The sequence below is a fragment of the Deltaproteobacteria bacterium genome, from assembly GCA_005879535.1.
Lineage (GTDB): Bacteria > Myxococcota > Myxococcia > Myxococcales > 40CM-4-68-19 > 40CM-4-68-19.
Map to the genome: position 1 here is coordinate 90,948 of VBKI01000082.1, position 12,451 is coordinate 103,398.

The 12,451-nt window shown below is 67.3% G+C and carries 11 protein-coding genes; 3 read left to right on the forward strand and 8 right to left on the reverse strand.

What is annotated here, in order from left to right; all coding sequences use genetic code 11:
• Window positions 1-4: 4 nt before the first annotated feature.
• The 6 genes from E6J58_19425 to E6J58_19450 form a co-directional block, all read right to left on the reverse strand.
• Window positions 5-1,270, reverse strand: a complete 1,266-nt coding sequence (locus tag E6J58_19425) for a type II secretion system F family protein (protein TMB34026.1) — start codon at window positions 1,268-1,270, stop codon at window positions 5-7.
• A 12-nt stretch (window positions 1,271-1,282) separates the two neighbouring features.
• Window positions 1,283-2,383 (reverse strand): PilT/PilU family type 4a pilus ATPase, encoded by a 1,101-nt coding sequence (locus tag E6J58_19430; protein TMB34027.1) that lies wholly within the window; start codon window positions 2,381-2,383, stop codon window positions 1,283-1,285.
• Between the two features lie 17 nt (window positions 2,384-2,400).
• A complete protein-coding gene (gene pilB / locus E6J58_19435) occupies window positions 2,401-4,110 on the reverse strand; it encodes a type IV-A pilus assembly ATPase PilB (GenBank protein TMB34028.1) in 1,710 nt (569 codons plus the stop codon).
• Between the two features lie 111 nt (window positions 4,111-4,221).
• Window positions 4,222-5,169, reverse strand: a complete 948-nt coding sequence (ribF, locus tag E6J58_19440) for a riboflavin biosynthesis protein RibF (GenBank protein TMB34059.1) — start codon at window positions 5,167-5,169, stop codon at window positions 4,222-4,224.
• 17 nt (window positions 5,170-5,186) lie between these two features.
• Window positions 5,187-5,633: a cytidine deaminase gene (locus tag E6J58_19445; GenBank protein ID TMB34029.1), complete on the reverse strand. Its 447-nt coding sequence runs from the start codon at window positions 5,631-5,633 to the stop codon at window positions 5,187-5,189.
• Window positions 5,634-5,659: 26 nt separating this feature from the next.
• The gene (locus tag E6J58_19450) at window positions 5,660-6,523 is read right to left on the reverse strand and encodes a purine-nucleoside phosphorylase (GenBank protein TMB34030.1); all 864 of its coding nucleotides are present in this window, start codon (window positions 6,521-6,523) and stop codon (window positions 5,660-5,662) included.
• Between the two features lie 62 nt (window positions 6,524-6,585).
• Between E6J58_19450 and E6J58_19455 the strand changes: the two genes are divergently transcribed.
• Window positions 6,586-7,296, forward strand: coding sequence for a MotA/TolQ/ExbB proton channel family protein (locus tag E6J58_19455; protein TMB34031.1), 711 nt, complete (start codon window positions 6,586-6,588; stop codon window positions 7,294-7,296).
• Window positions 7,297-7,752, forward strand: a complete 456-nt coding sequence (locus tag E6J58_19460) for a biopolymer transporter ExbD (GenBank protein ID TMB34032.1) — start codon at window positions 7,297-7,299, stop codon at window positions 7,750-7,752. It begins immediately after the preceding gene.
• Here E6J58_19460 and E6J58_19465 read toward each other — a convergent pair whose 3' ends face one another.
• On the reverse strand, window positions 7,753-8,850 hold the full coding sequence (locus E6J58_19465; protein TMB34033.1) for a teichoic acid biosynthesis protein: 1,098 nt from the start codon (window positions 8,848-8,850) through the stop codon (window positions 7,753-7,755).
• A 3-nt stretch (window positions 8,851-8,853) separates the two neighbouring features.
• The gene (locus tag E6J58_19470; GenBank protein ID TMB34034.1) at window positions 8,854-10,158 is read right to left on the reverse strand and encodes a thymidine phosphorylase; all 1,305 of its coding nucleotides are present in this window, start codon (window positions 10,156-10,158) and stop codon (window positions 8,854-8,856) included.
• Between the two features lie 152 nt (window positions 10,159-10,310).
• On the opposite strand from E6J58_19470, the gene E6J58_19475 reads away from it, so the two are divergent.
• Complete coding sequence (locus E6J58_19475) at window positions 10,311-12,449, forward strand: thioredoxin domain-containing protein (protein ID TMB34060.1); 2,139 nt, start codon at window positions 10,311-10,313, stop codon at window positions 12,447-12,449.
• Window positions 12,450-12,451: the final 2 nt, after the last annotated feature.

Genomic DNA, 12,451 nt, shown 5'->3' on the forward strand with positions numbered 1-12,451 from the left:
GTCCCTACTTGACCGCGCCGGCGATGGAGAAGATCGGCAGGTACATGGCGACGAGGAAGCCGCCTACCACGCCGCCGAGGAACACCATCATTACCGGCTCGATCAGGCTGGTGAGGGCCGCCACCGCGGCGTCCACCTCGTCGTCGTAGAAGTCGGCAATCTTGGTGAGCATCTGGTCCATGGCGCCGGTGGCCTCACCCACGCCGATCATCTGCACCACCATGGGCGGGAACACGTTCGTCTCCGCGAGCGGCTGCACGATGGTCTTGCCCTCGGCGATCTTCTCCCTGGTGTAGCGGATCGCCTTCTCCACCACCGCGTTGCCGGCGGTCTTCGCCACCACCTCCAGCGCGTCGAGGATGGGCACGCCGGAGCTGATCATGGTGCCGAGCGTTCGGGTGAAGCGGGCCACCGCCACCTTGCGCACCAGCGGCCCGAAGATCGGCGTCCGGATCACGAACGAGTCCCACTGCACGCGCCCCTTCGGCCACGTGACCCAGGCGCGGAACCCGATCACCGCGGCGATGATGAAGGCGACGAGATAGCCGATGTAGTGCTGCAGCCACTTCGAAAGGTCGATGACGATCTGGGTGGGCGCCGGCATCGCGCCGCCGAAGTCCTTGAACATCTTCTCGAAGGTCGGGGTGACGAAGAGCAGCAGCACCACCGTGACGCCCACGGCGACCACGAGCACCACGCTCGGGTACACCATCGCGCTCTTCACCTTGTTCTTCAGCTTCTCGTTCTTCTCGATGTACTGCGCGAGCCGGTTGAGGATGGTGTCGAGGATACCGCCGATTTCGCCGGCGGCGACGAGCTGGACATAGAGCGTATCGAAGACCTTCGGGTGATCGCCCAGGGCGTCGGCGAGCGTCGAGCCCGACTCCACCTTGACCTTCACCTTCACCAGCACGTCGCGGAAAGCCATGTTGTCGAGCTGGCTGGAGAGGATGTCCAGGCACTGCACCAGCGGCAGACCGGCGTCGATCATGGTGGCGAACTGCCGGGTGAAGATGACCAGGTCTTTCTGGGAGATGCCGCCCAGCCCAGGGAGCTTGAGCGAGATCCGGATGGGCTTCTTCTTGATCTTGACGTTGGTCAGCGCCATCGCCCGCAGGCGCTGCTGGACGGACGCCTCGTCGGCGGCCTCGACCTCGCCCTTCTTCACCTCGCCGGTCTTGGTCTTTCCCTCCCAGACCCAGATCGGCAACTTGGGCGCGGCGGTGGCCTTGGGGGCCGATTTCGCTGCTGCGGCAGGTGCCGTGGCCATTGCAGTCTCCTGTTACCGGGCCTGGACCGGGCGGTTCACGCCCGGTTTGACGCCTGAGGCGAGGATGTTCCGCAACTCCTCGGGATCAGAGCTGCGCCCGAGCCCTTCCTCGAGCGTGATGAGGCCGCGCTGGATCAGCGATGCCAGCGACTGGTTGAAAGTCTGCATTCCGAACTTCGACTGGCCGACCTGCATCTGGGAGTAGATCTGGTGGACCTTGTCCTCACGGATCAGGTTCCGGATGGCTGCGTTCGGGACCATCACCTCGATGGCCAGCACGCGTCCGGGCCCGCTTGCCTTGGAAATCAGGTTCTGGGTCACCACACCCTCGAGCACGAAGGAGAGCTGCGCGCGGATCTGCGGCTGCTGGTAGGGCGGGAACACGTCGAGGATGCGGTTGATGGTCTGCACGCAGGAGTTGGTGTGCAGGGTCCCGAAGGCGAGGTGGCCGGTCTCCGAGATCACCAGCGCGGCCTCGATGGTCTCCAGATCGCGCATCTCGCCCACCAGCACCACGTCGGGGTCCTGGCGGAGGATGTACTTGAGCGCCTTCTTGAAGCTGTGCGTGTCCGCCCCGACCTCGCGCTGGTTCACCACGCAGTTCTTGTGCGGGTGGAGATACTCGATCGGGTCCTCGACGGTGACGATGTGCTCGTGCCGCTCGGTGTTGATCTTGTCGATGATCGACGCCAGCGTGGTGCTCTTGCCGGAGCCGGTCGGCCCGGTCACCAGCACCAGCCCGCGCGGCTTCTTCGCCAGCTCGGAGACGATCGGCGGAAGGCCCAGCTCCTGGAAGGTCAGGATCTTGAAGAGAATGGTGCGGAAGGCGGCCGCTACCGCGCCGCGCTGCATGAAGATGTTGGCGCGAAACCGCGAGAGGCCTTTCACGCCGAACGAGAGGTCGAGCTCGTTCTCCTCCTCGAACTTGTGCTTCTGCGCGTCGGCGAGGATGGAGTAGCAGAGCTGCTTCGTCTCCACCGGCGTGAGCGGCGGAGTCTTGAGCGGTACCAGGTTGCCGTCGATGCGGAGCTGCGGAGGCGAGCCGGTGGTGATGTGGAGATCGGATGCTCCTTTCTCCACCATCGCCTTGAGCAGCTGATGCAGATTGGGCAAGTGTCGTTTCCCCTCGGTTACCGCATCGTGTCCGGCGCAGTGTTGCCCACCACTTCTTCGATGCTGGTCATCCCGATCTTCAGCTTGGCGATTCCCGCCATGCGCAGCGTCTGCATGCCGAGGCGGATCGCTTCCGCCTTCAGCTCGGCGGTCGAGGCGCCATTGATCACCAGCTCCTTCACGCTGTCCCACATCGGCATCACTTCGTAGAGAGCGACGCGGCCCCTGTAGCCGCGATCGTTGCAGGCGCGGCAGCCGCCCGGCTCGAAGACCTGGAAGGTGCCGGCTTCGTCGGGCTGCACGCCGATGTCGAGCAGCGCCTGCTGCGCGACGTCCACGGGCTTCTTGCATTCCTGGCAGAGCTTGCGGGCGAGACGCTGGGCGAGGATCAGGTTCACCGCGCTCGTCACCAGGAACGGCTCGATGCCCATGTTGAGCAGACGCGAAACCGTGCCCGGCGCGTCGTTGGTATGGAGCGTGGAAAGCACCAGGTGGCCGGTGAGAGCGGCCTTGATGCCGATTTCCGCCGTCTCGAAGTCGCGGATCTCGCCCACCATGATGATGTCGGGGTCCTGGCGGAGGAAGCTGCGGAGGGCGGCCGCGAAGTTCAGGCCGATGTCCTCGTGCATCTGCACCTGGTTGATGCCGGAGAAGTTGAATTCCACCGGGTCTTCCGCGGTGCTGATGTTGTCGGTGGTCTTGTTCAATTCGGAGAGCGCCGAGTAGAGCGTGGTGGTCTTGCCGGATCCGGTGGGCCCGGTCACCAGCACCATCCCGTAGGGCCTGTCGATGTTCTCCTTGAAGGCCTTGAGGGGCTCGGGATCGAAGCCGAGCTTGGTCATGTCCAGCTGGAGACTGGACTTGTCGAGGAGGCGGAGCACCACCTTCTCGCCGAACAGCGTCGGGCAGACGGAAACGCGGAAGTCCATCTCGCGCCCCTTGCCCAGCTTCAGCTTGATTCTTCCATCCTGCGGCAGGCGGCGCTCGGCGATGTCCAGCTCCGCCATGATCTTGAGGCGGGAGATGATCGCCATCTTCAGCTTCATCGGCGGCTTCATCACCTCGTAGAGCACGCCGTCCACGCGGTAGCGGACGCGAAAGTCCTTCTCGTACGGCTCGACGTGGATGTCGGAGGCGCCCTTCTTGATCGCGTCGAGCAGGATCAGGTTCACCAGCTTCACCACCGGCGCGTCGGCGGCGCTCTTCTCCAGGTCGCTGATGTCGGTGATTCCACCCTCGTCGTGGTCGACGGCGATCTCGTTCTCGTCGAACCCCTCCATCACCTCGTCGTACGAGGGACCCTTCTCCGCGTAGTACTTTTCCAGCGCCTCCTTGATCGCCTGCTCGCTGGCGACGACGACCTCGATGTTGTAGCCGGTGAGGAACTTGATGTCGTCGATGGCGTAGATGTTCGAGGGGTCGCTCATCGCCAGTATCAGCGAGGCGCCGGCGCGATTCACCGGGATGCACTGGTGCTTCTCGGCGACTTCCTTGGGGACGAGCTTCACCACCTCGCCGTCGATGTCGAATTCCTTCAGGTTGATTGACGGAACGCCATACTGCTTCGACAGGAACTTGGTGAGCTCGGATTCCTCGATGAATCCAAGCTTGGTGAGGTGGTAGCCGATCCGGCCGCCCGCCTTCTTCTGCTCGTCCTGCGCCTTTTGCAGCTGCTGGAGAGAGATGAGGTTTTCGCGGACCAGAAGCTCGCCGAGACGTCCAGCCATGCCTTGCACCCCTCGCCGTTGAGGGTTTCGAGTCTAGGCGAGACTCGCAGGCAAAGCGAGAAAGCAGGCGATTCCTTTGGGGGTTTTTTGGGTCGGAAGTGCTCCGCGGTGCTACACGCCGAGCAGTCTCCGAGCCTGCATGACGTCCTGCGTTATCTGCGCCTTCAACGCCTCGATTCCCGGGAACCGCCGCTCCTCGCGGAGCCGGTGCACGAACTCCACGCGCAACCGCCGTCCATAGATGTCGTGCGCGAAGTCGAGCAGGTGGACTTCCAGCGACAGCGGCGGCTGCCCCGCGGCGCCGGCCAGTGCGACATCGGGACGAAACGTGGGATTGAGTCCGAGGTTCGCCGCCCCGGGGATGGCGGTACCCTGCTGATCGAGCAGCCGCGCGCGCACCGCGTACACGCCCACTGCCGGAAGAAGCTCGTTGGTCGTGCGGATGTTCGCGGTGGGCCAGCCCAGCTTCCGGCCGCGGCCAACGCCGCGAACCACGTCGCCGTCCAGATCGAAGGGGCGTCCGAGCAGCATGTTTGCAGCCTCGACGCGTCCTTCGAGCACGAACTCGCGCACCTTGGTGCTCGAGCAGACGAGGCCGTTGACCGCCACCGGCGGCACCACGTGGAGGCGGACGCCGCGCCCGGCGAGGGAATCGCGCAGCGTGTCGGCCGTTCCGGCGCGCGCCTTCCCATAGGTGAAGTCGTGGCCGACGACGACTTCGGCGACGCCGGTGGCGACGACCATCTCCACGAACCGAAGCGGCGGCGTGGCCGCGAAATCCGCGTCGAACGGCTGCTCGACGAGATCGGTGATGCCGCAGGCTGCGATCAGCTCTCGCTTGCGCGGCCTCTCGCAGATGAGTGGCGGCGCGTAGGCGGGCGCAAGCAGCCGCGCCGGGTGCGGCTCGAACGTCAGCGCGCAGGCCGGACCCCGCGCGTCGCGCCGCGCTACCGCAAACAGCGCCTGGTGCCCGAGATGGACGCCGTCGAAGTTGCCGATCGCCACCGCGCTGCCTTTGAGCGCGCCGGTCGCCGCCGCCAGCCCGGGGTGGATGCGCATCGAGGTGGCTTGCGCGGTCAAGGCGAGCGACGCCTTGCACGTGGGGGAACGAGGTCCGCGGGTCCGAACGCGTCGGGGAGGAGGCCGGCGAGGGTTGTGGTGACGCTGCGGCCGCCACTTGCGGCGTAAATCACCGGTGTTCCAGGGGCGCAGAACTCGGCGAGCACCTGGCGGCAGCCGCCGCAGGGCGGCGCGGGCCGTCCTTGGCCGGCGACGACCGCAACCGCGTCGATGCTGCCGAACCCCCCGGCCACCGCCATGGCCACCGCGTTGCGCTCGGCGCAGACGGAAAGTGGATACGAGCTGTTCTCCAGGTTGCCGGCGGCGAAGATCCGGCCACCCGCCAGGACGGCGGCGCCGACCTGGAACCCGGAATACGGCGCGTAGGCCCGCAGTCGCGCGCGTGTTGCGGCCCGCAGCAGCGCCGGCAGCCGGGAATGCGCTCCTTTCACGGAGCGAAGCATAGCGGAGCGCCCTGCGGCGGACAGTTTCATCGCAGCGCGCCGCGCGCGGGGACGGCCGCGAAAGCGCGGGGAACGAAGGCGCAGAGAAGATCGATGAACTTGCCCTCCGCCGCGCGCGCCACCTCCACCACTTCCTGGTGCGTCAATGGGTGCTGCGAGATGCCCGCGGCGAGATTGGTGATGCAGGAGATGCCAGCCACTGGAACACCCATGTGGGCGGCCGCGATCACCTCCGGAACGGTGCTCATACCGACTGCGTCCGCGCCGAGCGTCCGGGCCATGCGCACCTCGGCAGCCGTCTCGTAGCTTGGGCCGTTCATCTGGAGATAGACGCCGGCGCGCAGGGTCTGCCCGACGCTGCGGGCGGCCTCCTCCAGCGCGGTCGCCAGCCGCGCATCGTAGGCATGGGTGAGGTCGGGAAATCGGGGACCGAGCCGCTCTTCGTTTGCGCCGGTGAGCGGGTTGCGGCCGGTGAAGTTGATGTGATCGGTGATGCGCATCAGATCACCCGGGGCGAACGACGGATTGCAGCTGCCCGCCGCGTTGGTGACGATCAGCGCGCGCACCCCGAGTGCGCCGAGCACCCGCGCCGGGAGCGCGACCGTTGCGGCGTCATGCCCTTCGTACCCGTGGATGCGCCCTTGGAGGACGAGGATCGAAGTCGGTGCGAGCTTTCCATACACCATCCGGCCCTTGTGGCCGGGGACGGTCGCCGGCGGAAATCCAGGGAGTTCGGCGAACGGCAGCGCCCGGGCGTCCGTGAGAGCGTCGGCGAATGCCCCAAGTCCCGATCCGAGCACGACAGCGACCGGCGACTCTGTTTCGGGCAGGCGGAGCCCCTTCCGCGCGACGCGGGCGCAGTCGAGGGCCAGCTCGGTCCACGAGGGCATCGGGCGCTGCTCTACCACGCCCACCGGAAGGCGTCCGACATTCCACGTGTTAAACAGGACCCATGCAAGCATTGCTCGAGATGCTGAAGACCGGCGGCGCGGTGATGGTCGTCACCAAGCTGATCATCCTGGCCGGGTCGATAGCGGCGGTGATCATCGGCATCGAACGCGCCCTCTTCCTGCGCGGGTTCTCGGCGAAGGCGCGCGAGCTGCACGAGCAGATCGTGCGGGCCCTGCTCCGCGGGGAAGCCTCCATCGCGCTCCATGAGACCGATCGATCGCACATCGCCACCGTGGCGCTCTACCGGGCCGCCTTCGACCGCGCGAACCGGCAGGATCGGATCGCGGACGCCGTCGACCGGGCCCGCCGCGAGGTGATTCAGGCGCTCCGCGCTCCCTTGTGGGTCCTCGGGACGCTCGGGGCGACGATGCCCTTCGTCGGTCTGTTCGGCACGGTCGTCGGCATCCTGGGGTCGTTCCGGCAGATCGGGATGACGGGACAGAGCGGCTTCGCCGTGGTGGCGCCGGCCATCTCGGAGGCGCTGATCACCACCGCCGGCGGCATCGCGGTGGCGGTCGAGGCAGTGATCCTCTTCAACGTCTTCCAGGCCCGCATCTCGAAGGAGGCGTTCGACCTCACCCTGCGCGCCGATGAGCTGACGGAAGTGGTGATCGACCACGCCGCGGACATCTCGGCCGCGATGCAAGCTCCTCGCCCGGCCCACGCGCCCCAGCCGGAGACGCGCGCGGCCATCGCCCAGAGTCACGCCTGAATGGCCTTCGCCGGACCTAGGCGCTCGCACCACCAGGACGAGGAGGAGTTCGGTCCCTCGGTCTTCAGCGAGATCAACATCACGCCGCTGACCGACATCTTCCTCGTGCTCCTCATCATCTTCATGGTCGGCAGCAGCATCGTGGTCGAGCAGGCGCAAGGCGGCGGAACCGGCGTCCGCGTCGATCTCCCGAAGGGCGCGGCGAAGGAGCTGCAAGCGCAGGCGCGAGACTTCCCCGTCGCGGTGCTGAAGGACGGGACGGTGGTCACCGAAGGGAAGGCCATCGACCTCGGCGCGCTCAAGGAGCGGTTCCAGAAGCTCGTGCGCGATGCGCCCGAGGCGCAGGTCATCATCCAGGCGGACGCCGGCGTCTCGCATGGGCGCGTCGTGGAAGTGATGGAAGTGGCGAAGATCGTCGGCGTGCAGCGTCTCGCCATCGCCACCGAAGCGCAGTAGCTAGGCTTCCGCTTCGGGTGGAATTCCCCGGGCGGCGGACTCGAGCACCGCTTCCAGCTTGACCAGGAGATCTTCGTTTCCGTCCTGCGAGTACAGGGACAGGTTGCGCTCGAATTCGGGGAGCCGGTCGAGAAATTCCGAGAGCTTCGCGTCGGTGATGTCCTCGGCGTAGAGTCCGTAGCCTTCCTTCTCCAGGTAGCGCGCGTTGAGGATCTGCTCGAATTGCTTCGCCACCGGTTCGGCGAGCATGGGTTTGTGCAGGTAGACGGCTTCTCCCATCAGCGTGAAGCCGGCGCTGGCCACGACGGCGCGCGCCGTGCGCAGATCCTCGATGAAGGCCGACTCGCTGAACGGGCGGTAGAGCAGGTTGCCGTCGCGCTCGTCCTCGCGCAGATCGCGGCGGATCCCGTAGACGCGGCACTCGATGCCGGTGCGCTTGAGCAGCTCGGGCAGCTCCTGATGCGTGGTGTACGTCTGGTAGACGAGCAGGTGCGATCCGCGCTCGCTTCGCGCGGCGAGGATCTCGGGCCGGAGGACCGGCGGGTGCAGCGAGGTGCGCTTCTTCCGGATCGGCGGCCGGAAGAACGTCGTGATCAGGTAGTGGTACGCGCCGGGCACCTTCGCCTTGATGATCCCCTTGGCGATCTGGAACGAGGCCTCGTGCCCAGCGATCACATCCCTTTCGTGCCGGCAGCGATTCACGATCTGCATGTTGTCGACGGAGATCACGGGGATGCCGTGGTTGACGCCGTACAGGTAGCTCCAGCTCTCGAAGTCGCTGATCACCGCGTCCGGTCGGAAGCCGTCGGCAATCTCGAAGTACGTCTTGATGTTCCGCGGCCATCCGCCGGTCAGGGCGCCCTTCACGTTCTCCAACAGCGTGCGGAAGTTCCGCACCTCGTTGTCCTCGGTGACGATGGTGAAGCCCCAAATCTTCTTCACCTGGAGATGATCGCTGGCGCGCTTCGCCAGATAGTCGTGGGCGCGGCCGGAGACCACCACCTGCACGTCGTGGCGCTGCACCAGCTCGTCGAGCACCACCCGCGACCGGATCGCGTGCCCCATCCCCTCGCCGACGACGCCGTAGAGGATTCGCATCGGTCAGCTCTCCTCGGCGATCCGCTCGAGCAGCAGCGGGCGATCCGGCGGCGCGGCGTCGGCGATGGCCACGGCTTGCCGGAACCGCGCCGCGCCAGCGTCGAGCAGCTCCTCGCTCGCCGCGTGCAGCTCGGCGAGCGTCTCTCCGGCCCGAACCGTGTCGCCCGGCCGTTTCCGCAGAAGGAGACCGGCGGCGGGATCGACGGCATCCTCCTTACGCGCGCGGCCTGCGCCGAGCTCCACCGCGGCGAGGCCGACGAGGCCGGCGTCCAGGGCCGAGAGCATTCCGGATCGCTCCGCGCGCACGTCGCGCCGGTAGCGCGGTTGTGGCAATCGCGCGGGTTCGTCCACCACCCTGGGGTCCCCGCCCTGGGCATCGACGAGCTCCGCGAATCTGCGCAGCGCGCTCCCGTCCGCGAGCGCGCGTTCCAGCCGCGCCCGGCCCCCGCTGGCTCCCGCCAGCTCGAGCATCTCGACTCCGAGCAACAAAGTGAGCTCGCGGACGTCCGCGGGTCCTGCCCCGCGCAGGATCTCGATCGATTCGCGGACCTCGACCGCGTTGCCGACGGCGTTGCCGAGCGGGAAGTCCATGCGCGTGAGCAGCGCCACGCAATCGCGGCCGACAGCGCGGCAGAGGTCGACCATCGTCTGCGCGAGCTCCCGCGCATCGGGCAGTGTCTTCATGAACGCGCCTTGGCCGACCTTGACGTCCAGCACCAGCCCATCGATGCCTTCCGCCAGCTTCTTGCTCAGGATGCTCGAGGCGATGAGCGGCACCGACTCCACCGTGGCAGTGGCATCGCGCAGCGCATACAGCTTGCGATCGGCCGGCGCGATCTGCGCCGTCTGTCCGATCAGGCAGACCCCCAGGCGATCGACCAGCTCGACGAAACGCGCGAGCGGAAGATCGACGCGGAAGCCGGGAATGCTCTCCAGCTTGTCGAGGGTGCCGCCGGTGTGCCCGAGGCCGCGTCCGGAGACCATCGGCACGCGCACGCCGCAGACCGCCGCCAGCGGAGCCAGCGGGAGGGAGATCTTGTCGCCGACCCCGCCGGTGGAGTGCTTGTCCACCTTGCGCCCGGGGATACCCGAGAGGTCGACCACCTGGCCCGAATGCAGCATCGCCTGCAGCCAATGCGGCAGCTCGGCGCGCGGGTCGAGGCCCCGGAAGAAGACCGCCATGAGGAAAGCCGACAGCTGCTCGTCTGCGATCTCGCCGGTGGTCGCGCCACGGACGATGAAACGCAGCTCTTCGGGATCGAGGGTGCCGCCATCGCGCTTCTTCCGGATCAGGTCGTAGGCGCGCATCCCGGCCGGCAGGGTGGCCGAACGTCGGCGAAGCGTCAATCTTGGAAGCCATGACCACGGATCTGCAGTGCCGGTGCGGACGCCTTCTGTACGTCTCCTCCCCTGGACGGGTTTCCACCTTCGTCCGCGAGGGATAGAACGCGTTCGTGACCATCGAGCCGGGACCGGGGGCGCAGGCGTATTCCGACGAGCTTCGCGCGCGTCTTTCGGGCGCCGTCGCGAAGCGCAGCCAGTTCCGAACCCGCCATCTTCGGGCGGATGGCACGCCGCAATGGACGAACCGCCTCGCGCTGGAAACCTCGCCCTACCTCTTGCAGCACGCGCACAATCCCGTCGACTGGCGCCCATGGGGCGACGAGGCGTTCGCCGAAGCGCGCGGCCTCGATCGGCCAGTGTTCCTCAGCATCGGTTACGCCACCTGTCACTGGTGCCACGTGATGGAGGAGGAATCGTTCGAGTCGCCCGACGTCGCCCGGATCCTCAACGAGCGTTTCGTCCCGGTGAAGGTCGACCGGGAGGAGCGGCCCGACGTCGACGCCATCTACATGCAGGCCGTGCAGATGCTGACGCAGCACGGCGGCTGGCCGATGAGCGTCTTCCTCACTCCCGACCGGAAGCCGTTCTTCGCAGGGACCTACTTTCCCGCGCGCGACGGAGAGCGTGGAGCGCGCTTTGGCTTCGCGACCATCCTCCAGGAGCTCGATCGGGTCTGGCATGAGGAGCGCGCCCGCGCCACACGCTCGGCGGAGCAGATCGCCGAGGCCGTCCAGCAGAGCCTGGCGGCGGATGCATCGACCGGGCTCCCGGAAGTGCACGTTCTGCATGGCGCGATGAGCTACTACGCCCAGGTCTTCGATCCTCGCGAAGGCGGCGTGCGGCGGGCGCCGAAGTTCCCCTCCAGCATGAACGTGCGCTTCCTGCTCCGCTACTGGAAGCGGACCGGCGACGAGCAGGCACTGACCATGGCCCGGCTCACGCTCGAGAAGATGGCGCTCGGCGGGATCTACGATCAGGTCGGCGGGGGCTTCCACCGGTACTCGACCGACGCGCGCTGGCTCGTACCCCACTTCGAGAAGATGTTGTACGACAACGCGCTGCTCGCCATCGCCTACACGGAGGCGTGGCAGGCCACGCAGGACCCGCTCTTCCTCCGCATCGCCTGCGAGATCCTCGACTACGTCGCCCGCGAGATGAGCGACCGCTCCGGCCCCTTCTGGTCGGCGACCGATGCGGACAGCGAGGGGGAGGAAGGGACGTTTTTCGTCTGGACGCCGGCGGAGCTTCGGGAAGTGCTCGGGAGCGACGACGGCGCGCGCGCCGCACAGCTGTTTCAGGTCACCGACGAAGGGAACTTCGAGGGAAAGAACGTGCTCGCGCTGGCGCGGGTGCCCGACGCAGACGACCTGGCCTTCCTCGAGCGCATCCGGCCGAAGCTGTATGCGGCCCGCGCCCGGCGGCCTCCACCCCTGACCGACACGAAGATCCTCACTGCCTGGAACGGATTGATGATCTCCGCCTTCGCGCGAGCCGGTCTCGCGTTTGCCCGCGAGGACTACGTCACCCGCGCTGCGCGGGCGGCGGATGCGCTCCTGGCGCTCCACGATCGCCCCGACGGTCTGCGGCGCACTGGACGGCATGCCGGCTTGCTGGAGGACTACGCGTTCCTCGCCGCCGCCGAAGTCGATCTGTTCGAGGCCACCGGTGAAGCCCGGTGGCTGTCGGCGGCGCGCAAGCTGCACGAGGTGCTCGCGCAGCGGTTCGCGCACCCCGAGGGCGGGTTCTTCCGCACGCCTGCGGACCACGAAGCCCTGCTCGCCCGCGAGAAGCCGGCCTACGACGGGGCGGAACCGACGGGAAATTCGGTCGCCGCGCTCACGCTCCTGCGGCTCGACGCGCTCACCGGCGAAGGGCAATTCCGCGCCCAGGCGGAAAAGCTGTTGCGCTCGTTTGGAGCCCTTCTCGCCGGCGCGCCGGCGGCGCTCGGGGAGATGCTGCTCTCCGTGGACTTTCTCCTCTCGGAGGCGTGCGAAGTCGTGCTCGTCCGGCCACGGGGAAGAGGGGATCGGGAGTTGGTCGACGTCGTGCGGACGCGGTTCTCCCCTTCGCAAGTGCTCATTCGCCACGAAGAGGGGAACGCGCCGGCGACGCCGCTCGCAGCGGATCGGCCCGCTCAGGCTGGCAAAGCCACCGCCTATGTCTGCGTGCGCGGCGCGTGCCAGCTTCCCGTGAACGAGCCGCAGCCGCTCGGCGCGCTGCTCGACCGCAACGCGCCGGCCGGAGCTACATCCTAGGC